We start from the raw sequence: 25,120 nt of genomic DNA on the forward strand, positions 1-25,120 counted from the left end.
TCCACAACTCAGTATGAACCCGTTGTCGACCACACGCACCCTCAGCGCTCCTCGCCCGCGCCCTCCTCCTTGAGCCTCTTCAGGAACAACGAGTCGAGCCGCGTCCACTCGGTGGCGCGGTCGACGACTTCGACCGTGCGTCCGTCCAACGACGGTGTCTGCTTGGGGTCTTCCATCGGGCACAGCCACCACAGCCCGTGCGGGAGCTGCGTCGGGCGCCGGGCGGCCTGCTGAAGGTTCACCAGCAGGTCGTGTCCACCGCCGTCGAAGTAACGTGCCAGCAAACTCGCGTTGTGGAAGAAGAGCACCGCCCTGGGACCCGCTTCCTCGGCCCGCCTGGTGAACTGATCCGCCAACCGATCGGTGACCCGCTGGACGTAGGAGCGCAGTCCGGGCTTCAGCTCGCCTCCGCTGGTGAAGGCGGCGTCCGCACGCAGGACCTTGGTCCAGTCGGTCCCCAGTTCTACGGCCAGCGCCCGGAAGGCCGCGAGGAACTCGGCGTTGAAGTCCACCGCGGTCACGCCGAACTCCTCTGTCAGAGCGGCCGCCGTGCCCGGCAGGTCCGCGCCCTTGAGCGTGAGGGCCAGAAAGCCTCCGCGCTCGGCGGCCCCCGTCAGCTTGGCGCGCACGACGGCCTGCGGATCACGGCCCGCGGCCACCGCCGACCGTGCTTCCGCCACGAGCACGCTCGTGCGGGTGTAGGTGGAGCTGGTCCAGCGGGTCCCCTCGACCGCCGGGGGGAAGAAGCGCTTGCGGACGGCGTCGTACTCCAGCGGGAATCCCGCCTCGGCGAGCGCGTCCTCGATCTCGATGTGCGTGGGGGCTTCCGACAGAGGCAGGGAGGGGAAGCGTGCCTTGACCCGGGCGACGAGCTCACCGATGGAGAGGCCGACCTCGCGACGGACACCGGCTACCGCCTGAGAGATGCGAATGGCACGGGCGAGACCGAGCCCCTTGGGGTAGATCTCCAGTCGCGGCGACGCGGAGGCATCCTGCGACACCACGGCCGCCAGCCCGACCAGGCGGGTGTCGGCCAGCGGGGTCATACCTTCGGGCGCGGGCACCTCTCGAAGGGTCCGTACGACCGTGGCACGGCCCGGCAGCGGGTCTTCCGCGGCCATCCGGTCGGCGGCCGCGCCGAGTGCCGCGGCATAGTCGGCCAGCTCCTGCGGAGTGGGATCGTCGGTGCCGGGCAGGGAGTCGAGCGCGAGCAGCACACGGGACCCCCGGCGCAGCACTTCGAGCCGCGGATCCTGCTCGTTGCCCCGCTGCAGTGCCTCGGCGTCCGCCGCCGCGCGGAGGACGGCGAGTGCCTTCGCCAGCGTGCGCTCGGCGGTGTCGTCGCCGGCGCCATGGCGTACGCGAAGCTCGGCCGCGGCTTCCTGGACGGTCATCACCCGGCCCGCCTGGGCCAGGATCTGCACCAGTTCGTCTCGGACGTGCGTGATCCAGGCGGTGGTGGCCCACTCCTCGATCGCCGCGACATGGTGCCGGGACACGGTGGGCTGGCTGCTGCCGAGATGCTTGGCGATCAGTGTCTGTGGTGGCCAGGGGCCGAGGGGAGAGAGGTCGCCTCCCTCCTCCTTGGTGCGAGGCAGCCCCAGAGTCAGGCGTACGACGTCGGGGCGCAGGTTGCCCTTCCGTGCGGGGCCCGGAGTGAGTCTGGCTGCCAGAGAGTCGACCGACTCGTTGGCGATCAGCCGCGCCTCGTCCTGCGGCGTGGGTGTCAGAGCGTCCGAAAGGGCTGCCTCCAGCGCCGTCGCGGGACGCTCCGAGGGCACGGTCGGGCGCTTGAGCATCGCGGTCCACTGCTTGTGGCGCCGGTTCAGTTCTCTGCGCACGAGTGTGCCCGCACCTCGTGCACGGGCGATGGTGTGCGGGGGCACGTCGAGGAGTTCGCCGACCGTCACCGCGCCCAGGCCGTTGGCGACGGAGACGGCTCGCGGGGAGAGCCCGGCCGCGTCCAGGGCCGTGGTCGGCTCTGCCGCCGCCGCCGCGGTCTCACGTGCTTCCTCCGTGGTCGCCGTCAGGGCGCCCACGGTGGCAGGGGTGGTGACCGGCTTCGCGGAGTCGGCGGTACGGAAGATCTGCCGCCAGGCGTCCTCCATCTGCTTGAACGTGTCGAAGCGTCGGTCGACGTCACGGTGCAGGGCGCGGTGGAAGAACGCGGTGAGCCCGTCACGAAGCCCGGGTTCGAACAGCTCGGCGGCGACGAACAGTTCCACGTCCTCGCTCACTCGAGGGTCGCTCTGTCCGTCTCCCCACACGGGCCGTTCACCGGAGGCCATCTCGTGCAGCGTCACGGCCGCCGCGTACCGCTCCGCATGGTCGTCGTAGAGCGAGCGTCGCGCGCTGCCGAGGAACGGGTCGAGGTAGCCGCGCGTTCCGGCGGTGATGTCTCGTTCGGACGCGTCGGCCAGCGAGAAGTCGAACAGCAGCAGCTCCCACGAGCCGTCGTCGCGCTTGTGCAGCCCCAGGTTGTCCGGCTTGATGTCGCGGTGCCGCACGCCCTTGGCGGCAAGCTGGTCGAGCGCGATGAACAGGTCGTTGCCGTACCGCTCCAACTGGTCGTAGGTGAGCCGCCCTTCGCCGCGCAGTCGCGCACCCAGGGAGCTCTCCCCCGCGTACTCGAGCTCCAGAACGGTATGGCCGGCGATCTCCCTCGGCTCCTCGAGCAGCCGGATGATCCGGCCCCCGCCCACCGTCTTGAGGGCGGTCGCCTCCGCGTAGAGCCGTGCGTCCTTGTCCTGGTCGAGCGCGACCTTGAAGACCCGCTCGACGACGACGGTCTTGTCATCGGGCCCGACCGGCTCCTCGACCACTCGCTCGACCAGCAGTGCCCGTGCGGTGGCGCCGGTACCGAGGACCCGCTTGACCGTCCAGACCTCGTCCACGGGCTGGCCGGGGAGTGCCGTCAGCGGATCGGTCTCCACCGTCGCGGGCTGGTCCGGGGTCGCAGCCTGTTGCTCGGCCTCGTCGAGGAGGTCGAGAAAGCGGTCGGCTCCGGGCAGCCGGTCCACGACCTCGGCACGGGTGGCCCGGTAGATCAGGTCGTCAAGACTGTCCGAGAGTCCGTCGGCCACGGCGTACGGGTGCAGTCCGCCCTCGGCCGACAGCCTTTCGATCAGGGCACTGCGCTGAGGGGCGGGCGCCTCCCCCGTGAGGATCAGGTAGGAGACGGCGCCGAGCCCGAAAAGGTCCAGATCGACGGGGTCGGCGAACTCCTGGTCTGTTTCCGGGGCCAGGTAGACCTGGGCGGAGTCCTCGATCAGCCCTCCGTCGAGCGGCGTGTCTCCGATCGAACGCATCGACGTGGTCTCGAAGTCACGGGCGGCGGTCTGCCAGTCGGTGATGCGTACGGCCGGAGCGGAGCCGTCTTCCTTGGCCGAGACGTACACCGATCGGGCTGACAGGGCCCGGTGATAGAGCGACCGATTGTGCGCGTAGCGGAGGGCTTCGGCCAGCTGGCGCACAAGGTCGAGTCGGACCTCGGGTGTGAGCTTGCCGCCGTATGCCGCCAGGTAGGCGTCGAGTCGCAGGTCCGAATGGCGATGCCGGAACAGAATCGCCGGGCCGCCTTGATGCTGATGGATCTGGGCGGCCTGGGCGATGCCCCGGTGGGTAATACCCTGCAGTACCTGGTACTCGCGGCGGGCAGCTCGATCCGCGGCCCGCCGGGCGGCCTCGCCGGCCATCTGCTCGACGAGGTATATCCGTACCCGGCCCTCCTCTTGGACCAGGCCGTCGACGCGGACCGCGAGACGGTCCTCCCAGCCGGGACCGGCGTCGAGCACACGCGGCTCGAGTTTCCAGTCGTCACCGAAACGCAAATGGGCGGTGGAGTGGCTGATGCCGATCTTCTGCATCAGCTGCTCGAGCAGCTGCGAGGACTGCGGGGTGATACGCCAGCTCTCCCGCTCCGGCGGCTTGCCGAGCAGGTCGTCCCAGATCCTTCCCAGGCCGCTCGCACCGTCGTTGCGACCGTAGACGTTGATCCGCTGGAACTCGTCAAGCTCGCTGACCAGCCCGGAGTCGTGGAGGAAGACCGCGGGTTTGATGAAGGGGACGCGGCGGGGGTCGACACCCATCGACCGAGCCGCTCGCTCCAACTGGCCCTTCAGCTCCTTGCATTTGAGATCAGTCAGATGCAGAGGGTTCTTCAGGGTGCGCACCCGGTCTGCATGAAACTGCCAGGTGTCTCCGTGATTGACGACGCGGCCGGGATGTCCCTTGAGCTCGAGGAGATAGAGACCTCCAGGGACGGCGATGAAGAGGTCGCACTCGTTGGTGCGCCCAGAGGCTGCGGTGAAGGAGAACGTGGCCCAGGCTCGATACGGCTCGGTCGACGGCATCAACTGCCGGATGTGTTCGAGCCCTTCCTGTTCCCAGGTGTGAGCGGACCTGCGGGGCTGGAACCAACGCTCTTTGCGCGGCATCCCTGGCTTGGGCGTCGCCGGCGTACCAGCTGCCGTCACGGTCCGACCTCCGCGGTGATTCAGTACGCCATGAGGCGCAAGGCTGCAGGTCACCGACCTTACCCGAGGCAGCCTTTGTGCGAGCGACTCACTCCCTCACAAACCTATGGCCATGGATGCGACGGGGCGTGCTAGCATCTCGGGCCATTTACGGAACCGCCGGGCTGTCGAATTCGGACCACGCCCCCACCGTAGGGAGAGCACGCATGACTGCACGTCGAGAGTCTGCAGCCGCCAACAGACCAGGGCCCGCCTCGTCTACCCATGCCGTCTGCACAGTGGCGCACATGAGGACTTAGCGCCAGACGACACCCCTCTCTCTCCTGGAGCATCGCCCGCAGCAGCCCCAGCGCTGCGGGCCGCGTGCCTGGATATAGGCAAAAAGATTCCTTTCTGCCTGGATCGCAGCATTTCGATGCAAGAGTGCGAGACCTTGCGGGGAAGCGCACCAGGACGGTCCTGGCCGACACCCCCGCCGGCCGTCCGAGAAACCCTGGACGCCGCGCGCCCTCACGTCCCCGTTCCATTTCGCCGCACTTGGGAGCCCGCACCGTGATTCGTGATTCCGTCGCCAACGTTGCAGCTCAGGGACTGAACGGAATGCTGTCCCAGCGACTGACGGAACAGTTCGCACACGCTCACGGGCACAAGCCGAGCGCGGCTGAGGTCAGGTCGTGGGAACGCAGCCTCCCCGCCCTGATGAGCGTGCTGATCGAAGCGGGACTGCAGGAGGTAACCGTGCTCCTGGAGTACGGGCTGCCGCTGACCAGCAAGCGCGCCGACGCCGTGCTGGCCGGCGTTCACCCGGGATCTGGTGAACCGTCCTATGTCGTCATAGAACTCAAGCAGTGGAGTCAGGCGGCACCAGAGGACGGGGAGCCGCTGTTGTGTCGGGTCGACGCCTACGACGAGCCCGTACTCAACCCCATCGCGCAGGTGCGGGGTTACTGCGACTACCTCGCCTCGTTCAATGGAGCGCTGGCGGAGAATCCCGAGCGGATCACGGGGGCCGCTTACCTGCACAACGCCACGGATTTCGGCATCGCGGGACTCTCCGAAGTCGGCGAGTCCGAGCGGGGAAGGCTGTACAGCGAGCAGCGCCGGGGCGCCTTCATCGCCTTTCTCCGGTCACGGCTCGCGCCCACGAGTGGCGCCGTGGCCGCCGATGAGCTGCTGGCCGGCAAGACGGCCCCATCGAAGCACCTCATGGCCGTCGCCGCCCAAGAGGTGCGCGAAAGGGAGCAGTTCGTCCTTCTGGACGAGCAGCGCGTCGCCTACGAAACCGTGATGCGCGCAGTTCGGCATGCCGCGCAGGCAGACCGCAAGAACGTCGTGGTCGTCACAGGGGGACCCGGGACGGGCAAGAGCGTCATCGCGCTGTCACTGCTGGGCGAGTTGTACCGGCAGGGGCGGCCGACCCTCCACGCGACGGGATCCCAGTCCTTCACGAAGACGATGCGCAGGGTCGCCGGGGCGCGCAAGCGGGAAGTCCAGGACCTCTTCAAGTACTTCAACAGTTTCATGGCCGCTGAGAAGAACGCGCTCGACGTCATCCTCTGCGACGAAGCCCATCGCATGCGCAGGACCTCGGCGAACCGTTACACCCCCGCACACCAGCGCAGCGACCGGCCGCAGGTGGAGGAACTCATCGACGCCGCACGCGTTCCCGTATTCCTCCTCGACGAGCACCAGATCGTACGGCCCGGCGAGATGGGCAACGTCGACCAGATTCGTGCGGCCGCCGCAGCCAGGGAACTCGACTGCACGGTCGTCTCCCTCGACAGCCAGTTCCGGTGCGGCGGCAGCGACGCCTACCTCCGCTGGGTGCTCCGCCTCCTCGGGCTGACGTCCGGCAACCCCGTTGCATGGGATCCGGACGACAAGATGGAGCTCAGGGTGGCCGATTCTCCCGATGAGATGGAGGCCTTCCTCGAAGACAAGCGGGCTCAGGGCCACAGTGCGCGCATGTCGGCAGGGTACTGCTGGAAGTGGACGAAGAAGACCGCCCCGGGGCAGGCCCTCCCCGCCGACGTCGTGATCGGCGACTGGGCCCGTCCGTGGAACGTCTTCGGGGAGCGCTCGGTGGCGGGCGCGCCGCCGTCGGCACTGTGGGCAACCGACCCGGCAGGCTTCGGTCAGGTCGGTTGCGTCTACACGGCGCAGGGGTTCGAGTACGACTGGAGCGGAGTAATTCTCGGCCCCGACCTCGTGTGGCGGGACGGTACGTGGGTGACGGACCGGACGCGGTCCAAGGATCCCGTCTTCAGCCGCTCGACCCCTGACGACGAGGTCGACCGCCTCATCCGCCACACGTACAAGGTCCTGCTGACCCGGGGCATGATCGGGACGGTGGTCTACTCCACAGATGAGCAGACCAGGGTGAAGCTGCGCGACCTCGTCTCCGGCTGAAGACTGCCGCACGACGCGTCGCGGGCACGCTGCCGAGCAGATCAATCGTCCCCCGGCCCGCCACAGGCCCCGCCCCCGGTGAACGCACAGCTCCGGGGGCGGGGCCCTGTCACGTCACAGGGGACGTGACGGAACCGAGATATGCAGCTACCTAGCGGTAACAAGCCAGGACGTGTCAGATTCCGCCATGCCACCGGCGCCGGCGGCTGTCCCCCACGTCACTGCAGACCGCAGGAGCACAGCCATGCCTCCGTCCCCCCACCGTGCGCTGCGCGCACTCCTGGCACTGTGTACCGCCGCCGGGCTGGCCTCCGTCGCCGCCCCGTCCGCCCACGCCTCCGCCGGCACCGGGCCCACCGCCGTCGTCACCATGGGCGACAGCTACATCTCCGGCGAGGCCGGCCGCTGGCAGGGCAACAGCCTCACCAACAGCGGCGCCCGCAACGGCACCGACCGGGCCTGGACGGGCAGCGGCTACGACCCGTCCCGGGTGTACGGCTCCACCGCGGGCGGCTGCCACCGCTCGGACACCGCCGAGGTGAAGAGCGCGGGCGCGCTCGCGAGCGCGCTGGTGAACCTCGCCTGCTCCGGGGCGACGACGAAGAACGTCATCCGCGCCTCGCGGGGCGGCCAGGCGTACAAGGGCGAGGCCCCGCAGGCCGACCAGCTGGCGGCCGTGGCCGCCTCGCACGACGTGAAGCTGATCGCCCTGTCCATCGGCGGCAACGACCTCGGATTCGCCGACATCATCACCACCTGCGCCACCGACTACATCGTCTGGTACTCCTACTGTCACGACGACCAGCAGGCCGTGGTGGACGCGCGGATCGACGGGGTGATGGCGGACGTCGGCACCTCCGTCGACGAGATCCGGGCCGTCATGTCCGCCGCCGGATACGCCGCGTCGGACTACCGGATCGTCCTCCAGTCGTACCCCTCCCCCATCCCGCGCGCGGCCGACAACCGCTACGGCGAGAGCGGCTGGACACGGACCAACACCGGCGGCTGCCCCTTCTGGAACGCCGACTCCGACTGGGCGCGGGACTCCCTGGTCCCCCAGCTCGCGAACCGGCTGAAGGGCGTCGCCGCGGCGAAGGGCGTGCAGTTCATGGACCTGCGCGACGCCCTCCAGGGGCGTGAGGTCTGCGCCAGGGCCAGCCGGCAGGTGACGGCCTCCCTGCCCCCGTCGGGCACGACGAGCGAGTGGGCGCGCTGGATCGACAGCCAGAGCACCCAGGGGCTCGTCCAGGAGTCGATGCACCCCAACGCCTACGGCCAGCAGGCCCTCGGCCGCTGTCTGGCGCTCGTCCACGCCCGCCCGACCGGCAACCACAGCTGCCGCAACACCGCGGGCGCGGGACCCTCGGGCATGTACCTCGCCGCAGGCTAGCCGCGCACGGCGCCCGCCATGCGCGGACGCCGGGCGCGGACGCCGGGCGCGGACGCCGTCCAGAGCACGGACGGGACGCGGTCAGGGCAACGTGATGCCGAGCGGGCCGAGGACCCGCTCGGCCTCGTGCCGGTCCGCCGCCGCCATCGCCCGGACGAGGGCGGCGGAACCGCCGGGCCAGGCGGACGCCGCCTCGTCGAAGGCGGTACGACGGGACTCCAGCGGGCCCTTCTTGCCGGGCAGCGCGTCGAGGAGGTGCAGGGCACGCGCGGAGGTCCGCACCTGGATGGCGTCCGCCGGCTCGTCCCGCTCGCGCAGGGCCTGGAGGGCGTAGGCACCCAGGACCGGGTCCCGCAGGGCGCCCCGGAGGGCGTCGGCCGGAGCGGCGCCGGTATCCAGGACGGTGAAGAGCGCTCGTACGGAGGCCGCGTCGTCGGTGCCGGCGTGGACGGTGCCGAGCGCGGCGAGCAGCGCGGACCACGCCTCGGCGGTGTCCCCGCGCGCGTGGAGCCAGTCGGCGAGGACGCGCGCGGCGACGCAGGAGGGCCAGCCCGCCGCGGCGGCGGCCATGACCGGCGCGCTCCAGGCGGCGGCCCGGGCGGCGTCGGGCGCGACGATCCCGCGCACGCCGAGGAGGTAGCGCACGACGCCCGCACCGCGCGGGGTCAGCCCGAAGGCGTCGCCGGCCCGGAAGACCAGGCCGGTGGCGGCGAGCCGGTCGAGCGCGGCGGCCAGGTCCCGGGCGGGCCCTTCGAGCCGGGCCCGGTCGGCCTCGTCCAGCTCGGTGGTGCCCAGGAGCCGGACGAGTTCGGGGAGCGGCGGCGTCGCGTACTCCTGCGGCGCCTCGGCGGGCACCCGCACCGGCAGGTCCTCCAGGTCCGGGTCGACGGCCCAGTCCTCGTACTCGGCGGCCTTGCGGGCGACGGACTCCGCGGAGCAGCCGCGCTGGTAGACCGCGTAGAGCAGGTGCGGTGCCTCGCCCCCGTAGGGCTCGAACTCCTCCTCGGCCAGCTCCTCGACGGCGGCGATGAGCGCGTCGGCGTCCGCCTCCACCGAGGCGGCGGCGCCGGGTCCCGCCACGGTCTCGATGGCGGGCGGCGGGGGCACGGGCGCGGCGGGGTCCCCGTAGTAGTCGAGGTGCTCGTCGAGGAGGGCGTCGGCCAGGACCAGGTGCGGGAAGGCGTCGGGTCCCGGCGCGAAGCGCGCGTACGGTCCGGCGAGCTGCTCGGCCAGCCCCGCGGCCGTCCAGCGGTCCCGCAAGGCGGCGGCCACCTGCCCGATGCCGGTCGCGACGGCGTGGTCGGTGAGGAGCGGCCCGGTGGGCGGCGGAGCCTCGGCGTCCCGCACGTACGCCCGGGTGAGCGCCTCGGCGAGCAGCACCTCCGCCAGCTCCGTCCGGCCCATCAGGTCGGCCCGGTGCACGCCGTCGGGGAGCGGGGCGCCGTCGAGCGCGGCGAGCCGGCGCCGTACGTCCTCGGGGTCGGCGAGATCGGCGCCGCAGCTGCGCAGCAGGGAGGCGTACCAGCGGTGCCAGGTGAGGTTCCCGGGGTCGTTCATGGCCCGTTCGAAGTCGGGTCCGGTCTCCGCGACCACGGCGGCCACCCGTTCGCCGCGCCCGCCGTCGAAGCGTGCGGCGAGCGCGCCCAGGACGGCGGGGTAGGCGGCGAGTTCGCCGGGCGGCACGAACACGAACGTGGGCAGGTCCTCGACGAGCAGCTGGCGTACGAGTCCGGGTGTCGGCTCGGGCACCCCCGTGCCGCGGTCGGCGCCCCGGAGGGCCAGCAGCCCCAGCACCGCCTCGGCGGCGCGGGTGAACACGGGGTCCCGGCGCTCGGGTGTTCCGTCGAGGAGTTCGAGGAACCTGTCGAGCCCGGTGTTGGTGAGTACGGTCTCGGCCACGACTCCAGGGTAGATCCGGGCCGCTCGTTCCGGGCGGCACGGCGCACGGGACAGGTGTGTCGGCGCGGCCCGGCGGCTCCTCGCGGGCGGCGCCCGTCAGGCGCTGCGCCGCAGCTCGCGGGCGGTGTGGGTGAGGTGCTGGAGGTGGCCGGCGCAGATCCAGGCGTCCGGGTGTCCGGTGCCGGGCGGGCCGGTGCCGTCGGCGCACGCCTGGAGCCAGCGGTCGCCGCGGCTGTAGGACGCGCCCCGGAAGTCGTCGGAGTCGACGATGTCCCGGGCGAGCGCGCGCACGGCGTGGTGGGGGCCGGGTCCTCCGGCGCGCACCTCGCCGACGAGGAAGGTGCGGCGGGTGGTGTAGCGCACCGCGCCCCGGAGGGGGTCGTGCCCGGTGTCGGAGACCCGGTCGGCGCTCGCCGGGTCGTGGGCGCCGTAGTCGCCGTAGAGGGGCTGCGGGCCGGGGCTCCGGCCGGTGTGGCGCAGCAGGTCGCGGAGGTCCCGGTCGGCCCGTCCGGTCTCGGTGAGGGCGGCTCCGTACCCCTCGGGGCGGGTCCGGGGGAAGGCGCCGGCGAGCAGGACGACGGCGCGCCAGGGGTGGAGCGGGCCGAGGAGCTCCAGGGCGTGGAGCGCGGTGCGGGCGGCCGTGTCGTCGGCGTCGTCGACGCTCCCCAGGTCGAGGAGGAGGTCCACGGGGCAGCGGGCGAAGGCGATCCGGTGCAGGAGGCGGTCGACGCCCTCGGCCCAGCGGGTGGCGGGGGCGCCGTCCGGGCGCACGCGTATGCCGAGGCCGTCGCCGCCCGCCGCGGCGGCCTCGGCGCAGGCGGTCTGCTGCCAGGCGGCGCGCTCGGGGCCGGTCACGGGCCGCAGCGGGGGCGGGCCGGTGACGAGGACGCGGGGGCCGCTCTCCACGTGGCGGGTGTCGACCCAGGCGGGGCGGTCGCGCTGCACGCGCGCGATGCCGGTCAGGGCCCGGTGGACGTGGCCGCCGAGGGCCAGGGGGTCGGGGTCGGGCGGGTGGGGCGGCCGGCTGCCCGGGGCGCGCTCGGGGCCGACGCGGGGCGGGACCGTCCAGAGCGGCGCGACGGCCGCCCGGACGTCCGGCGCCAGCCCTCCGTAGGCGGCGAACGCGCTGCGCCGGGCGGGCAGCGCGGGTACGTAGATCGGCTCGGTCACCGGTCCGGTCATCGGCGCGCCCCCCAGCAGCCCGTGGTGTCCCCTGGTCGCAGAGTGCGACGTGGCGGTGCGCGGCGAAAGGGTGCGATTCCGGCCAAGGCCGGTGCGGGCCGGTGCGGTGAGCCGGGGTCAGCGCACCACGACGGTCCTCGGGGCCGAGAAGTCGCCCCAGGTGCCGTCGGGGAGCCGGGCGCGGAGGGTGACGGTGTAGCGGGTGCCGGGGGCGTCGGGGACGGGGAAGGTGTAGGTGGCCCGGCCGGGGGGCGGGGTGGTGCCCCAGACGATGGTGGTGGCGAAGCGGCCGTCGAGGTGGAGTTCGTGGTGGGTGACGGGGGCGCCGGTGCGCGGCGGGGTCCAGGTGAGGGTGATCTCGCCCCTGGCCGACGTGGCGGTGAGGCCCCTGGGCGCGGTGTTGGGGGGCGCGCCGGGCGCGGGGGTGGTGGTGAGGTCGACGGCGGCGCTGTCCGGGGAGGAGTTCTCGGCGGCGTCGCGGGCGCGGACCGTGAAGGCGTAGGCGGTGCCGGGGCGCAGGCCGGTGAGGCGGGCGGTGGTGGCGGTGCCGGGGACGGTGTGGATGCGGGTGTCCGCCTGGTAGACGTCGTACGCGGTGACGCGGGTGTCGTCGCGGCCCGGGGTCCAGTGCAGGGTGGCGGCGCGGCTGCCGTCGGCGGTGACCCGGAGGGCCCCGGGCGCGGTGGGGGGCGTGCGGTCCTCGGCGGCGGCGCGGGGGGTGGTGGCGGCGACGGGGGCGCTGGGGGCGGATCGGTTGCCGGCGGTGTCGCGGGCGCGGACGGTGAAGGTGTGGCGGGTGCCGGGGGCGAGGCCGACGACGTCGGTCATGAGGGTGGTGGCGGGGACGTCCTTGACCTTGGTCCCCTCGCGGTAGACCGTGTAGCCGCCGACGGCCCGGTCGTCGGTGGAAGCGCTCCACATGACGTGGACGGTGCTCGCGCTGCCGGCGGTGGCGGTGACGCCGAGGGGCGTCGTGGGGGCGCGGGTGTCGGGCGTCTCGGGTGCGGCGGCGGCCGAGCAGGCCGTGAGAGTGAGCGCCAGGCTCAGCCCTAGTGCGGTCAACAGGCTTGCGGCGAGAGGGCGTTGCACGGGCCGGCCTCCGTCCGTCGGAAAGGTCCAGACCTATATCGCACAGTCGGCGGCACCCTCGCAAGACCCGCGTCACGGACCGTTGTCAGTGGGGTGCGCTTCACTGGATTCGTCACGCTCCGTAGCCACCTTGGGGGGAATCATGACGGACCGTACGATCTATGTGAGCTTCACCGGTGTGCGCCGCCGCGGCTGGACCGACGCCATGGTGCGGGACCTGCTCGGCACGCCCGACGTCCAGGGGCGCGACCCGCGGCGCTGGTCCCTGGCGCCCGTGCGGCTCTATCTGCTGGCCCGGGTGGAGAGCCTGGAGCGGACACCCGAGTTCACCGAGACCTCGGCCCGCGCGCCCGCCCGGTCCGCCGCCGCCGAGGCCCACGCCGGGCGCCGCCGCGCCGCCGTCCTCGCCGCCGTCCGCGCCGAGCCCATCGACGTCCCCCGGCTGCCCGGGCCCGAGCTGGAGCGGCGGGCCGTCCGCCACCGGCACGCCCTGACGGGCCGAAGTCCCGGTTCGGCGGGGCCCACGGGGCCCGACACCGGGGCAGGAGGCCGCGGCGCGGGCGGGAGTGCGGCCGGCGGGGCGGGCGGACGCGGGCCCGGGCGCACGCGCGGGGCGCCGGGCGGGCCTCCCGCCGGCTCCCTCGTGCGCTGGCAGGTCGCCTATCTGCGGCACGCCCTGGCGCGGTACGAGTCCCTGCTCGACGGGTTGTACGGGGCGACCGGACGCGCCGAGGCGGAGCGGCTGCTCGGGCGCAGGCTGTACGAGGCGATCGCCGCCGCCTACCCGGCGCTGGCGCCCGAGTGCCGCCGCCGGATCGAGGTGGAGGGGTGAGCCGGTGGCCGGACCCGGCCCGTGCGCCGCTCCGGGCCTGTCAGACCGTCAGGAGACGGGTGACGGCGCGGATCGCGGCCGGGACGGGGGCGACGACCGGGAGGCCGCAGCGCTCGCGCAGGTGCTCGGCGGCCTCGCCGAGCGGGCCGCCGCCGATGACGACGGACCGCGCGCCGTCCCGATCGGCGCAGGCACGGACGGCGCGTTCGAGCCGGTCGAGCAGGAGCGCCGGGTCGCCGGACAGGCGCTCGGGGGCGCCCGCGGTGAGACGGACGCCCGTGTACCGGCCGGCGAGGCCGAGGGTCGTGACGCGTTCGGCGATGGCGTCGGCGAGGAGCGGGGTGGTGGTGGCGACGCCGAATGGGAGTCCGCCGGCGGCGGCTTCGCGCAGGGCCGCCTCGCCCAGGCCGACGACGGGGACGCAGGTGGCCGCGCGCAGCTCCTCGACGCCCGGGTCGCCGAAGGCCGCGACGAGGAGCGCGGCGCAGTCGCCCGCCGCGGTCGCCCGGAGGCCGGCGGCGAGGACTTCGGGGGCGGCGGCCCGCAGCGCGGCGGGGTCGGTGAGCATGGCGGGCCCGCGGGCCGCGGTGACACCGCGGAGCGGGCGGCCGGGGCCGAGGGTGCGCCGGGCGATGGCCGTCATCATCGCGGTGGTGGCGGTGGAGGTGTTGGGGTTGATCAGCACCACCGCCCCGGGCCCCGCGGCGTGCGCGGGGGCCGGGGCGTGCGGCGGGACGGGCGGGCGGTTCAGTGGGCGTGCGCCGCCTTCGCCGTGTGGCTGCCGGAGATCTCGTCGCCCGGCTCCATCGGGGCGGTGACGTCGTCGTCGTCCTGGCGCCGGCCCAGGTGGTTGAAGACGACGTTGAGCAGGACGGCCGCGACGCAGCCGGTGGAGATCCCGGAGTCCAGGATGATCTGGGCGGTCTCCGGGAAGGCGTGGTAGAAGTCCGGCTTGGTGATCGGGATGATGCCGACGGCCAGCGAGACGGCGACGATCAGGACGTTGTTGTCCTTCTCCAGTCCGGCCTTGACGAGGGTCTGGATGCCGCTGGCGGCGACCGAGCCGAACAGGACGACGCCCGCGCCGCCGAGCACGGGCCGGGGCACGACGGATATCAGCGAGGCGGCGACCGGGGAGAGGCCCATCAGGACCAGGAAGCCTCCGCCGCAGGCGACGACGAAGCGGCTGCGGATCCGGGTCATGGCGACCAGGCCGATGTTCTGGGCGAAGGCGCTGCACATGAAGCCGTTGAACAGCGGGCTGAGCGCCGAGCCGAGGGTGTCGGCGCGCAGTCCGGCCGCGATCGTCTTCTCGTCGGCGGGCCGGTCGACGATCTCACCGAGGGCCAGCATGTCGGCGGTGGACTCGGTCATGGAGACCAGCATGACCACGCACATGGAGATGATCGCGGCGAGGGCGAACTGGGGGCCGCCGAAGTGGAACGGCGAGGGGAAGCCGACGATGTCGGCCTCGGTGACCGGCGAGAAGTCGGTGACGCCGAACGGGATGGCGATGACGGTGCCGACGACGAGGCCGACGAGGACGGCTATCTGCTTGAGGAAGCCGCGGGTGAAGCGGCGCAGCAGCAGGACCACGACGAGCGTGATGCCGGCGAGGGAGAGGAAGGTCGTCGAACCGTAGTCCGGGGCCTTGGGGTTGGGCCCCTGGGCCCAGCCGAAGGCGACCGGGAGGAGGGAGACGCCTATGAGGGTGATGACCGTGCCGGTGACGACCGGCGGGAAGAAGCGCACGAGGCGCGAGAACCAGGGGGCGGCGAGGAAGCCGAGGAGTCCGGCGACGATGATCGCGCCGAAGATCACCGGGAGGGCGTCGGCCTTGTTCTCCGTGGTGTCGACGATCGCGAGCATGGGCGCGACGCCGGCGAAGGTGACGCCGTTGACGAACGGCAGCTTGGCGCCGATCTTCCAGACGCCGAGGGTCTGCAGGAAGGTGGCGAGACCGGCGGTGAAGAGGCTCGCGCCGGTCAGGAAGGTGAGTTCGGTGCCGGAGAGGCCGACGGCGGCTCCGACGATCAGCGGCGGGGCGACGACGCCCGCGTACATGGCGGCGACGTGCTGGAGGCCGCTGGTGAGCATCTTGAGTGGGGGCAGCGTCTCGTCGACCGGATGCTTCTCACGGTCTTCGGGGGCGGAGCCTGCGGCTGGTGCATTGCGAACCTGGGGCGTGGCGGCCACGGCGGTTCCTCCGGTCGGTTACGCGTCGGCGGTGACGCGGGGTTCAGGGAGGTGGTGCGATGCGGTGCGGGGTGCAGGAGGTGCGGCTCGGTGCGGTGGGGCGGGGTGCGCGCGGAGAGGGCGGCGCGGGACGGGCCCGGTGGGGGTGCGGGCGGGGTTCACCGAGCCGGGGGTGCCGTACGTCTTCTGCGTACGGCACCGCCCGGTCCGGCTGCCGCGGACCCCGCTCGGGTCCGCGGCGACCGACCGAGGGCCGTCCCCCTCGGTCGGACTCCGTGGGGAGGTCAGACCTGGGCCGTGATGCGGGCCAGGCGCTGGGCCTCCGCGCGCGCGTCGCGCGCGATCTGCTCCTCGTCGGCGAACAGCAGTCGGTTGTTCTCGACGATCTGCTTGCCGTTGACGAAGGAGGCGGTGACCGGGGCCGCGGCGCCGAAGACGACGGCGGTGACCGGGTCGGCGATCGAGGAGTGGCCGAGGCCGTCGATCTTCCAGAGGACGAAGTCGGCGAGCTTGCCGGCTTCGAGGGAGCCGATGTTGTCGGCGCGGCCGAGGACCTGCGCGCCGCCGTAGGTGCCGAGGCGCAGGGCCTGGCGGGCGTTGAGCGCGGCCTCGCGGTGGGCGCCGAGGCGGTTGATGAGGAGCGCGTTGCGCAGCTCGGTGTGGAGCTCGCCGGACTCGTTGGAGGCGGTGCCGTCGACGCCGAGGCCGACGGGGACGCCGGCCCTGAGCATGTCCGGTACGCGGGCGATGCCGGCGGCGAGGCGCGCGTTGGAGGACGGGCAGTGGGCGACGCCGGTGCCGGTGCGGGCGAAGGCGGCGATGTCGGAGTCGTTCATGTGGACGCAGTGCGCCATCCACACGTCCTCGCCGAGGAAGCCGGTGGACTCGAAGTAGTCCGTCGGGCCCATGCCGAAGAGCTCGTGGCAGAACTTCTCCTCCTCCACGGTCTCCGAGCCGTGGGTGTGCATCCGCACGCCGAGCCGGCGGGCGAGCTCGGCGCCCTGCTTGAGCAGCTGGGTGGAGATGGAGAAGGGGGAACAGGGGGCGACGGCGACCTGCGTCATGGCGTCGAAGGAGGCGTCGTGGAACTTCCGCACCGTCTCCTCGGTCGCGGCGAGCGCGCCCTCGGTGGTCTCGACGGCGAAGTCGGGCGGCAGGAAGCCGTCCTTCTCGCTCATGTCCATGGAGCCGCGGGCGAGGGTGAAGCGGACGCCCATGTCGGAGGCGGCGCCGATGATGGCACCGGAGAGGTCGCCGGAGTTCTTCGGGTAGACGTAGTGGTGGTCCATGGCGGTGGTGACGCCGCCGCGGGCCATCATCGCCAGGGAGCCCTGGGCGGCGACGCGGACCATCGACTCGTCGATCCGCGACCAGGTCGGGTAGAGCGCGACCAGCCAGTTGAACAGGTTGTGGTCGGTGGCCAGACCCCGGGTGATCCACTGGTAGAAGTGGTGGTGGGTGTTGACCAGGCCGGGCGTCACCAGGTGTCCGGTGGCGTCGATCCGGCGGACCACGTTCTCCAGGCCCTCGGGCGCCGTGCCGGCGCCGATGGACTCGATCCGGTTGTCGGCGACGACGAGGTACCCGGAGGCGTACTCGGTGTCGCTCGCGTCGACGGTCGCGATCGCCGCGTTCTCGATGACGATGCGCTGGGCTGCCGAAGGTGCTGCCATGGCGGTGGTTCCTTCATTCCTCTGTGGTGGTGTGGGCACGGCAGGACCCTAGGAGGATTTGAGTGCCGGAGCGGTGTGACGGCTCCGGGTGCCGAGATGGTGGAAGAACAGGTTGAGCAGGACGGCGACGAGCGCGCCCGCGCTGATGCCCGAGCCGAGCACGGTCTGCGCCCAGGCGGGGAAGCCGGCGTAGAAGGTGGGCGCGGCGAGCGGGATGATGCCCGCTCCGAGCGCGACGGCCACCAGGATGATGTTGGAGCTGTCGTCGAGTCCGGCTTCCGACAGGGTGCGGATGCCGCTCACGGCGATCGAGCCGAAGAGGACGATGCCGGCGCCGCCGAGGACGGGCATCGGGACCGTGGAGACGACCGCGCCGAGGACCGGGAAGGCGCCGAGGACGATCAGGGCTCCGCCGGCCACGGCGACGACGTACCGGGAACGGACCCGGGTGAGCGAGACGACGCCGACGTTCTGGGCGAAGGCCGAGGTCGGGAAGCCGCCGAAGACGGGGCCGAGCAGGGTGGCGATGCCGTCGGTGCGCAGGCCGCGGGTGATGGTCCGTCCGTCGCTGCGGCGGTCGCAGATCTCTCCGAGGGCAAGCATGCCGGCGCTGGACTCGGTCATCAGGACCAGCATGACGATGCAGAGGGAGAGGATCGCGGCGGGCTGGAACTCGGGGGCGCCGAAGGCGAAGGGCGCGGGGAGGGCCGCGACGGGCGCCTCGCGCAGCGTGCCGAAGTCCGCCATGCCGAAGGGGATCGCGGCGAGGGTGCCGATGAGCAGGCCGAGGAGCAGGGCGATCTGTTTGACGAAGCCCTTGCCGAAGCGCTGGAAGAGCAGGATGACGACGAGCGTGAAGCCGGCGAGGGCGAGGTACTTCATGGCGCCGAAGTCGGCGGCGGTGCGGTCTCCGCCCTGGGCCCAGCCGACGGGCACGGGCATCAGGGTCACCCCGATGAGGGTGATGACGACGCCGGTGACGAGCGGCGGGAAGAAGCGCAGGAGCCGGCCGAAGAAGGGTCCGACGGCGAGGCAGAAGACGCCGGCGACCATCACCGCGCCGTAGATGGCGGGCAGTTGGTGGCCGGGGGCGCTGGTCTCGGCGATGGCGAGCATCGGGGCGATGCCGGCGGACGAGGCGGCGTTGACGAACGGGAGGCGGTTGCCGGCGAAGCGTCGGATGCCGAGGGTCTGCAGGATGGTGGCGCAGCCGGCGATGAGCAGGCTTGCCGCGATGAGCCGGGTCATGCCGGCGGCGTCCAGGCCGACCGCCTGGCCGATGATCAGCGGAGGGGTGACGACGCCCGCGTACATGGCGGCGATGTGCTGGAGCGCCGCGGGGACGAGCCGCGAGGCGGGGAGCTTCTCGTCCACCGGATGGCACTCGGCCGTGGCCGGGGTGGTGGTGGACGGCGGGGTGGAACACGGGCCTTCGGCGGTTGCCGGCCCCTTTGCAGGCTGTGCCATGGTTGTTCCCTCCGGTCCGGTGCACCGGCCCCGCCCGACTGCGGGCGGGCGGGGCCGGTCACGCGGATGCCGCTTAGAGGTTGGTCATGTCGACCGGGATCTGCGCCGTGGCTCCGTCGCGGAGGACGGTGGCCTCGATGAGGCCGTACATGCGGTCGGCGGCGTAGTAGACCTCGTTGTCGTTCTTGAGGCCGAAGGGCTCCAGGTCGACGAGGAAGTGGTGCTTGTTCGGGAGCGAGAAGCGGACCTCGTCGATCTCCGAGCGGTGGTTGATGATGCGCGTGGCCATCTGGTACAGCGTCTGCTGGAGGGAGTACGAGTACGTCTCCGAGAAGGCTTCGAGCATGTGCTTCCTGGTCTGCTCGTACGACCGCTCCCAGTGGGGCATGCGCTGGTCGTCGTCGGTCCAGTTGAAGCGCCAGCGGGCGGACACCTGGGTGGCCAGGATGCGGTCGTACGCCTCCTGGAGCGTCGTGTACCGGTCCTTGATGTAGCCCCAGAACTCCGAGTTGGTGGAGTTCATGACGACGAGGTCCTTGAGGCCGGAGATGACCTCCCACTTCCGGCCGTCGTACGTGATCTGGGTGACCCGGGTCTCCTGGCCCTTGCGGGCGAAGGAGTGGTTGACCTCGTCGGCGCCGATGAACTTGGAGTTGGCGTCGGAGGGGGCGATGCGCTCCCAGGCGTACTCCTCGATCCGGATGCGCGCCTGCTTGATCGGTTCCTGGCTCGTCACGAAGTGGCGGGCGAGGTGGATGCCGAACTGCTCGGCGGACTCGATGCCGTGCTCCTTGGCGAACGCGAAGACGGTGTTCTTCGTCGTGTCGGTGGGGAGGCAGTGGGCGTTGGAGCCGGTGAGGTGGACGTCGTCGAGGTCGCCGGAGAGGGCGACGGAGACGTTGAGGTCCTTGATGTGGTGGGTGGCGCCGTCCCGCGTGATCTTGACGACGCGGTTCTCTGCTTTGCCGTACTGGTTCTGGCCGAGAATCGTGGGCATGTCTGCTAGCTCCCTCGGTAAACGGAGTAGCCGAACGGGTTGAGCAGCAGCGGTACGTGATAGTGCTCGCCCGGCGTGACGGCGAACGTGATCGCCACCTCCGGGAAGAACGCACCGCTGTCCCTTACGCGGGGGGCGTCCTGCTGCGCCTCGGCTTGCTTCTTGGCGAAGTACGTCTCGGTCTCGAAGTCGAGACGCACGTGGGTGGTTTCTTCCGGCAGCGCCGGCAGGTCCTTGCAGCGCCCGTCCGCGTCGGTGGCGGAGCCTCCGAGCGTGACCCACTCCGCGCCGGAGCCGCTGCGGGCCGCGAGCGTGATGGCGACGCCCTCGGCCGGGCGGCCGATGCTGGTGTCCAGGATGTGGGTGGACACCGAGGCGGTGGTGTCGGTGCTCATGCGGAGCTCTCTTCCTCGGAGGTCTCGACGAGACGGGTCAGCCGGATGCGGTTGATCTTGCCCAGTTCGGTGCGGACGATCTCCCGCTCCTCACCCGGCGTGTTTCCGATCCGTTCGCGGACCGCGTCGCGCATCTGCTCGCCGGTCCTGCCGGTGGCGCAGATGAGGAAGACATGACCGAACCTGTCCTGGTAGGCCAGGTTGAGTTCGAGCATCTCGGCCTTGAGCTCCGCGGAGGCGCCGGCCATCCCGCTCTGTTCGCGGGAGGAGGTCGGGTCCCCTTCCTTCGGACGACCGATCGGCGGGTGGCCCGCCATCGCGTCGGCCAGGTCCTCGGCGGTCAGTTCGGCCATGGCGGCGTCGCTGGCGAGGAAGAGGGCTTCGGCGGTGGAGTACGGGCGCTGGGCGAGGAGCTTGCTCCCCCACGCCGAACTGGAGCACACCTCGTGGAGCGCGGCGAGGGCCTCGCTGTCCGCCGAGGTGTTGAACCGGGTGAGACCCGGTGTCGTACCTGAAGTCACGGGAAGCCTCCGTGGCTGTTTTTCGCTGTGCGTCGGACGGGCTGCGGATAGCTAACGCCCTCCGCAACACGACGTCAACACTTTGTTGAAAACTCGGCCACACAAAAGCCGTCGTCCCGACATCCGGACGACGGCTCTTGGCCACACATGATCAACTAGTCGTTCTTGGCGGCCTTTTCCCTGTTCAGGGCGGTCTCGCGATTCAGGTAGTTGTACACCGTGAACCGGCTGACACCGAGTGCCCCGGCCACCGTCTCCACCCCGTGGCGCACCGAGAAGGCCCCGCGGGCCTCCAGCAGGCGGACGACCTCCTGCTTGGACTTGCGGTCGAGTTCGGCCAGCGGCATCCCGTGCCGCCGCTCCATCGCCGCCAGGATGTGGTCCAGGGAGTCCGACAGCTGCGGCAGCCGTACGGCCAGGACGTCCTCGCCCTCCCAGGCGAGGACGACGTCGTCGGGTTCCGCCTGCGCGGGGACGAGCAGCTCGGCGCCCATGGCGTCCACCAGGGGCTTCACGGCCGCGACCAAGGGGTGCTCGCTCACTTCTCCCCCTCGCCGATCACGTTGACCTGGAGCGAGACGCGGGTGGCGCCGGCCGCGAGCGACCGGCGCAGCAGCGCGTCGACCGCGGTGAGCACCGCGTCGGCGCCGCCTTCCGCCGTGTTGCCGAAGGGGCCGACGTCGACCGCGTCCAGCGCGGCCGACTGGATGACCTCACGGGCCACGACCGCGTGCGCCGGCGCCTCGTCGAGGTCGAACGGCTCGGTCGTGAACTCCACTCTCAAACGCACCATGGCCCCACGCTACGGCCCCGTTCGGCCCGGCGGGAGCCCCGGACCTGCGGGGACCTCTTGACAAGTACGCCGCCCGCCTTGCAACATTCCGTCAGACAGAAACTTACTTCCGCAATACGGAAGGAGCGCCGCCCCTCATGGGATTCACGGACCAGCGCTTCGATGTGAACCTGTCGATCCTCTTCACGGAACTCCCGCTCCTGGAGCGCCCCGCGGCCGCCGCCGCGGCGGGCTTCACCGCGGTCGAGCTGTGGTGGCCCTGGATCGACACCGCCACCCCCGAGCAGAGCGAGCTCGACGCCCTCAAGCAGGCCCTCGAGGACGCCGGCACCCAGCTGGTGGGACTGAACTTCTACGCCGGGCAGCTCCCCGGCCCGGACCGCGGAGCCCTCTCCGTACCGGGCGAGGAGTCCGACCGCTTCCGCGCCAACATCGAGGTGGCCGCGGACTTCGCCGCCTCGGTCGGCTGCAAGGCGCTCAACGCGCTCTACGGCAACCGCGTGGAGGGCGTCGACCCGCAGATCCAGGACACCCTCGCCCTGGAGAACCTGGTCCTGGCCGCCCGCGCGGCCGACCGGATCGGCGCGATCCTCCTCGTCGAGACCCTCAACAAGCCGGAGTCGCCGCTCTACCCGCTGGTGAGCGCCCCCTCCGCCATCGAGGTGATCGACAAGGTGAACGCGGCCACCGGCCTCGGCAACGCCAAGTTCCTCCTCGACATCTACCACCTGTCGATGAACGGCGAGGACGTCGGCCGGGTCATCGCGGAGTACGCGGCCAAGACCGGCCACGTCCAGATCGCGGACAACCCGGGCCGCGGCGCGCCGGGCACCGGCGACCTGCCGCTCGAACAGCTCCTCGACGAGCTGAAGAAGGCCGGCTACGACGGCTGGGTCGGCCTGGAGTACAAGGCCGCCGACGCCGCCGCGTCCTTCGAGTGGCTGCCCGCCGAGGCCCGCCCGGCTCGCTGACCCAGGCCACCTCCCCGTATCACCTTGTTTTGAGAGGCACCCTCATGAGCAACCTCCCCAAGATCGCGTGGATCGGCCTCGGCATCATGGGCTCCCCCATGTCCGAGAACCTCCTCAAGGCCGGCTACCCGGTCACCGGCTTCACCCTGGAGCAGGACAAGCTGGACCGGCTCACCCAGGCCGGCGGCACCGCCGCCGGCTCGATCGCCGAGGCCGTCAGGGACGCCGACGTCATCATCACGATGGTGCCCGCCTCCCCGCAGGTCGAGGCCATCTCCTACGGCCCCGAGGGCATCCTGGAGAACGCCCGCCGGGGCGCGCTGATCGTCGACATGTCGTCGATCACCCCGCAGACCTCGGTGGACCTCGCCAAGAACGCCGCCGAGAAGGGCATCCGCGTCATCGACGCCCCGGTGTCCGGCGGCGAGGCCGGCGCGATCGAGGCCGTGCTCTCGATCATGGTCGGCGGCGAGCAGGCCGACTTCGACGAGGCCCTCCCGATCCTGGAGGCCCTCGGCAAGACCATCGTGCTCTGCGGCCCGCACGGCTCCGGCCAGACGGTCAAGGCCGCCAACCAGCTGATCGTCGCGGTGAACATCCAGGCGTGCGCCGAGGCCGTCGTCTTCCTCGAGAAGTCCGGCGTGAACCTCCAGGCCGCCCTGGACGTCCTCAACGGCGGCCTGGCCGGCTCCACCGTGCTGACCCGCAAGAAGGACAACTTCCTGAACCGGGACTTCAAGCCCGGCTTCCGGATCGACCTGCACCACAAGGACATGGGCATCGTCACCGACGCCGCCCGCAACGTCGGTGCGGCCCTCCCGGTCGGCGCCGTCGTCGCCCAGCTCGTCGCCTCCCTGCGTGCGCAGGGCGACGGCGGCCTGGACCACTCGGCCCTGCTGCGCGCCGTCGAGCGCCTCTCCGGCCAGCAGGTCTGACCCACCCGCCCCACACCGGGGCCCCTGATTTCCGGTCGGCGGCGGCGCTGACACCTGTCCTGTCGCGCCCAAGGCGTCGCCGCCGACCGGAACACCACACTTCCTTTTCAACAAACTGTTGACGTTACGTTCGAGCCGAATTTACGCTCCTCGCACCGTCTGCAGAGCTCCCCGTACGGAAGGTCACGATGTCGAAGCGCGTGCTTACGACCGAGTCCGGCGCCCCCGTCGCCGACAACCAGAACTCCGCCACCGCCGGCGTCGGTGGCCCCCTCCTCCTCCAGGACCAGCACCTGCTGGAGAAGCTCGCGCGCTTCAACCGTGAGCGGATCCCGGAGCGCGTGGTGCACGCCCGCGGTTCCGGCGCGTACGGCTTCTTCGAGGTGACCGACGACGTCACCGGCTTCACGAAGGCCGCGTTCCTCTCCGAGGTCGGCAAGAAGACCGAGACGTTCATCCGCTTCTCCACCGTGGCCGACTCGCTCGGCGGCGCGGACGCGGTCCGCGACCCCCGCGGCTTCGCCCTGAAGTTCTACACCGAAGAGGGCAACTACGACCTCGTCGGCAACAACACCCCGGTGTTCTTCATCAAGGACCCGATCAAGTTCCCCGACTTCATCCACTCCCAGAAGCGCGACCCCTTCACGGGCAAGCAGGAGGCGGACAACGTCTGGGACTTCTGGGCGCACGCCCCCGAGGCCACCCACCAGATCACCTGGCTCATGGGCGACCGCGGCATCCCGGCCTCGTACCGGCACATGAACGGCTACGGTTCGCACACCTACCAGTGGACCAACGAGGCGGGCGAGGCCTTCTTCGTCAAGTACCACTTCAAGACGAACCAGGGCATCCGCAGCCTCTCCGCCGACCAGGCCGCCGAGCTCGTCGGCAAGGACGCGAACTCCCACCAGACCGACCTGCTCCAGGCCATCGAGCGCGGTGTGAACCCCTCGTGGACCCTGTACGTCCAGGTCATGCCGGCCGCCGAGGCCGCCGAGTACCGCTTCAACCCGTTCGACCTCACCAAGGTGTGGCCGCACAGCGACTACCCGCTGCAGCGCGTGGGCCGCCTGGTCCTCGACCGCAACCCGGAGAACGTCTTCGCCGAGGTCGAGCAGGCCGCCTTCTCCCCGAACAACTTCGTCCCGGGCATCGGCCCCTCGCCGGACAAGATGCTCCAGGGCCGCCTCTTCGCCTACGCGGACGCCCACCGCTACCGCCTCGGCGTGAACCACACCCTGCTGCCGGTGAACGCCCCCAAGGCGACCACGGCCCAGAACTACGGCCGGGACGGCCTCATGGCCACCCGCAACGGCTCGCGTCACGACAAGAACTACGAGCCCAACTCGTACCAGGGCCCGGCCCAGACCGACGCCGCGCTCGCCGCGCCGCTCGCGATCCACGGCTGGACCGGCACCCACGAGGCGCCGCAGCACACCAAGGACGACGACTTCTTCCAGGCCGGCGAGCTCTACCGCCTGATGTCCGAGGACGAGAAGGGCCGTCTGGTCGCGAACATCGCGGGCGGCCTGTCCCAGGTGTCCCGCGAGGACGTCATCGAGAAGAACCTCGCGCACTTCGCCGCCGCCGACGCGGAGTACGGCAAGCGCGTGGCGGAGGCGGTCCGCGCCCTGCGCGAGGACTGAGCACACCGCAGCAACCAGACTGCGTACGGCGCTTGACGGGAGGTCAGTGCCGTACGCGGTCCGGATCGCCGGCCCGGATGAGGGGTGGCCGGCGGACCGGACAAGCGTGAGGACCGCGGCGGCGCCGAGCCAGTGCGGTGGTAAGGGCTCCCGGCCCTCCTTCTTGACCTGAAAGAAGGGGACGGCCGGCGCCCGTCGGCACCGCCGCGGTCCCAACGCCCAGCCCCGGAAGGGGCCCACAGTCTCCGCC

The 25,120-nt window shown here is 71.7% G+C and carries 19 protein-coding genes; 6 read left to right on the plus strand and 13 right to left on the minus strand.

Features of this window, described 5'->3' with window-relative positions; genetic code table 11:
- Positions 1-41: 41 nt before the first annotated feature.
- Entirely contained in the window at positions 42-4,475 is a 4,434-nt protein-coding gene (pglW, locus tag ACZ60W_RS14615) for a BREX system serine/threonine kinase PglW (protein WP_469755665.1), read from the minus strand.
- Positions 4,476-5,075: 600 nt separating this feature from the next.
- Here pglW and ACZ60W_RS14620 point away from each other — a divergent pair.
- Positions 5,076-6,884, plus strand: coding sequence for a DNA/RNA helicase domain-containing protein (locus ACZ60W_RS14620; RefSeq protein WP_469755728.1), 1,809 nt, complete (start codon positions 5,076-5,078; stop codon positions 6,882-6,884).
- Positions 6,885-7,128: 244 nt separating this feature from the next.
- Positions 7,129-8,274 (plus strand): GDSL-type esterase/lipase family protein, encoded by a 1,146-nt coding sequence (locus tag ACZ60W_RS14625; RefSeq protein ID WP_469755666.1) that lies wholly within the window; start codon positions 7,129-7,131, stop codon positions 8,272-8,274.
- A gap of 81 nt (positions 8,275-8,355) precedes the next feature.
- On the opposite strand, the gene ACZ60W_RS14630 is transcribed toward ACZ60W_RS14625, so the two are convergent.
- The 3 genes from ACZ60W_RS14630 to ACZ60W_RS14640 form a co-directional block, all read right to left on the minus strand.
- Positions 8,356-10,173, minus strand: a complete 1,818-nt coding sequence (locus ACZ60W_RS14630; RefSeq protein WP_469755667.1) for a hypothetical protein — start codon at positions 10,171-10,173, stop codon at positions 8,356-8,358.
- 96 nt (positions 10,174-10,269) lie between these two features.
- Positions 10,270-11,355 (minus strand): beta family protein, encoded by a 1,086-nt coding sequence (locus tag ACZ60W_RS14635; protein ID WP_469755668.1) that lies wholly within the window; start codon positions 11,353-11,355, stop codon positions 10,270-10,272.
- Between the two features lie 117 nt (positions 11,356-11,472).
- Positions 11,473-12,420, minus strand: coding sequence for a fibronectin type III domain-containing protein (locus ACZ60W_RS14640; protein WP_469755729.1), 948 nt, complete (start codon positions 12,418-12,420; stop codon positions 11,473-11,475).
- Between the two features lie 166 nt (positions 12,421-12,586).
- On the opposite strand from ACZ60W_RS14640, the gene ACZ60W_RS14645 reads away from it, so the two are divergent.
- Positions 12,587-13,276 carry a hypothetical protein gene (locus ACZ60W_RS14645; protein WP_469755669.1) on the plus strand — a complete coding sequence of 230 codons (690 nt, stop codon included), beginning with the start codon at positions 12,587-12,589 and terminating at the stop codon, positions 13,274-13,276.
- A 40-nt stretch (positions 13,277-13,316) separates the two neighbouring features.
- Here ACZ60W_RS14645 and ACZ60W_RS14650 read toward each other — a convergent pair whose 3' ends face one another.
- From ACZ60W_RS14650 to ACZ60W_RS14690, 9 genes are all read right to left on the minus strand, one after another.
- Positions 13,317-13,964, minus strand: a complete 648-nt coding sequence (locus ACZ60W_RS14650; RefSeq protein WP_469755670.1) for an aspartate/glutamate racemase family protein — start codon at positions 13,962-13,964, stop codon at positions 13,317-13,319.
- 59 nt (positions 13,965-14,023) lie between these two features.
- Positions 14,024-15,472 (minus strand): nucleobase:cation symporter-2 family protein, encoded by a 1,449-nt coding sequence (locus ACZ60W_RS14655; protein ID WP_469755671.1) that lies wholly within the window; start codon positions 15,470-15,472, stop codon positions 14,024-14,026.
- Positions 15,473-15,756: 284 nt separating this feature from the next.
- Positions 15,757-17,145, minus strand: coding sequence for an 8-oxoguanine deaminase (locus tag ACZ60W_RS14660; protein ID WP_469755672.1), 1,389 nt, complete (start codon positions 17,143-17,145; stop codon positions 15,757-15,759).
- Positions 17,146-17,193: 48 nt separating this feature from the next.
- Positions 17,194-18,612 (minus strand): nucleobase:cation symporter-2 family protein, encoded by a 1,419-nt coding sequence (locus tag ACZ60W_RS14665; protein ID WP_469755673.1) that lies wholly within the window; start codon positions 18,610-18,612, stop codon positions 17,194-17,196.
- A 73-nt stretch (positions 18,613-18,685) separates the two neighbouring features.
- Positions 18,686-19,609, minus strand: coding sequence for a factor-independent urate hydroxylase (pucL, locus tag ACZ60W_RS14670; RefSeq protein WP_469755674.1), 924 nt, complete (start codon positions 19,607-19,609; stop codon positions 18,686-18,688).
- Between the two features lie 5 nt (positions 19,610-19,614).
- The gene (gene uraH / locus ACZ60W_RS14675) at positions 19,615-20,004 is read right to left on the minus strand and encodes a hydroxyisourate hydrolase (protein WP_366309385.1); all 390 of its coding nucleotides are present in this window, start codon (positions 20,002-20,004) and stop codon (positions 19,615-19,617) included.
- Positions 20,001-20,525 (minus strand): 2-oxo-4-hydroxy-4-carboxy-5-ureidoimidazoline decarboxylase, encoded by a 525-nt coding sequence (uraD, locus tag ACZ60W_RS14680; RefSeq protein ID WP_469755675.1) that lies wholly within the window; start codon positions 20,523-20,525, stop codon positions 20,001-20,003. Before uraD ends, uraH begins: the two co-directional genes overlap by 4 nt.
- Positions 20,526-20,680: 155 nt before the next feature.
- Positions 20,681-21,019 (minus strand): helix-turn-helix domain-containing protein, encoded by a 339-nt coding sequence (locus ACZ60W_RS14685; RefSeq protein WP_469755730.1) that lies wholly within the window; start codon positions 21,017-21,019, stop codon positions 20,681-20,683.
- Positions 21,020-21,063: 44 nt separating this feature from the next.
- A complete protein-coding gene (locus ACZ60W_RS14690) occupies positions 21,064-21,315 on the minus strand; it encodes a YkoF family thiamine-binding protein (RefSeq protein ID WP_469755731.1) in 252 nt (83 codons plus the stop codon).
- A 140-nt stretch (positions 21,316-21,455) separates the two neighbouring features.
- On the opposite strand from ACZ60W_RS14690, the gene ACZ60W_RS14695 reads away from it, so the two are divergent.
- The 3 genes from ACZ60W_RS14695 (at position 21,456) to ACZ60W_RS14705 (ending at position 24,870) form a co-directional block, all read left to right on the plus strand.
- Entirely contained in the window at positions 21,456-22,289 is an 834-nt protein-coding gene (locus ACZ60W_RS14695; RefSeq protein ID WP_469755676.1) for a TIM barrel protein, read from the plus strand.
- 44 nt (positions 22,290-22,333) lie between these two features.
- Positions 22,334-23,224, plus strand: a complete 891-nt coding sequence (locus ACZ60W_RS14700) for a 2-hydroxy-3-oxopropionate reductase (RefSeq protein ID WP_469755677.1) — start codon at positions 22,334-22,336, stop codon at positions 23,222-23,224.
- Between the two features lie 188 nt (positions 23,225-23,412).
- Complete coding sequence (locus ACZ60W_RS14705; RefSeq protein ID WP_469755678.1) at positions 23,413-24,870, plus strand: catalase; 1,458 nt, start codon at positions 23,413-23,415, stop codon at positions 24,868-24,870.
- The last annotated feature ends 250 nt before the right edge of the window (positions 24,871-25,120 follow it).

It is taken from the genome of Streptomyces sp. NPDC104202 (assembly GCF_055584185.1).

Coding starts and splice junctions, on each gene's coding strand:
- ACZ60W_RS14620 (WP_469755728.1), top strand. CDS start 5,076: ATGCTGTCCCAGCGACTGACGGAACAGTTCGCACACGCTCACGGGCAC.
- ACZ60W_RS14625 (WP_469755666.1), top strand. CDS start 7,129: ATGCCTCCGTCCCCCCACCGTGCGCTGCGCGCACTCCTGGCACTGTGT.
- ACZ60W_RS14635 (WP_469755668.1), bottom strand. CDS start 11,355: ATGACCGGACCGGTGACCGAGCCGATCTACGTACCCGCGCTGCCCGCC.
- ACZ60W_RS14645 (WP_469755669.1), top strand. CDS start 12,587: ATGACGGACCGTACGATCTATGTGAGCTTCACCGGTGTGCGCCGCCGC.
- ACZ60W_RS14660 (WP_469755672.1), bottom strand. CDS start 17,145: ATGGCAGCACCTTCGGCAGCCCAGCGCATCGTCATCGAGAACGCGGCG.
- ACZ60W_RS14665 (WP_469755673.1), bottom strand. CDS start 18,612: ATGGCACAGCCTGCAAAGGGGCCGGCAACCGCCGAAGGCCCGTGTTCC.
- pucL (WP_469755674.1), bottom strand. CDS start 19,609: ATGCCCACGATTCTCGGCCAGAACCAGTACGGCAAAGCAGAGAACCGC.
- uraH (WP_366309385.1), bottom strand. CDS start 20,004: ATGAGCACCGACACCACCGCCTCGGTGTCCACCCACATCCTGGACACC.
- ACZ60W_RS14685 (WP_469755730.1), bottom strand. CDS start 21,019: ATGGGCGCCGAGCTGCTCGTCCCCGCGCAGGCGGAACCCGACGACGTC.
- ACZ60W_RS14695 (WP_469755676.1), top strand. CDS start 21,456: ATGGGATTCACGGACCAGCGCTTCGATGTGAACCTGTCGATCCTCTTC.
- ACZ60W_RS14700 (WP_469755677.1), top strand. CDS start 22,334: ATGAGCAACCTCCCCAAGATCGCGTGGATCGGCCTCGGCATCATGGGC.
- ACZ60W_RS14705 (WP_469755678.1), top strand. CDS start 23,413: ATGTCGAAGCGCGTGCTTACGACCGAGTCCGGCGCCCCCGTCGCCGAC.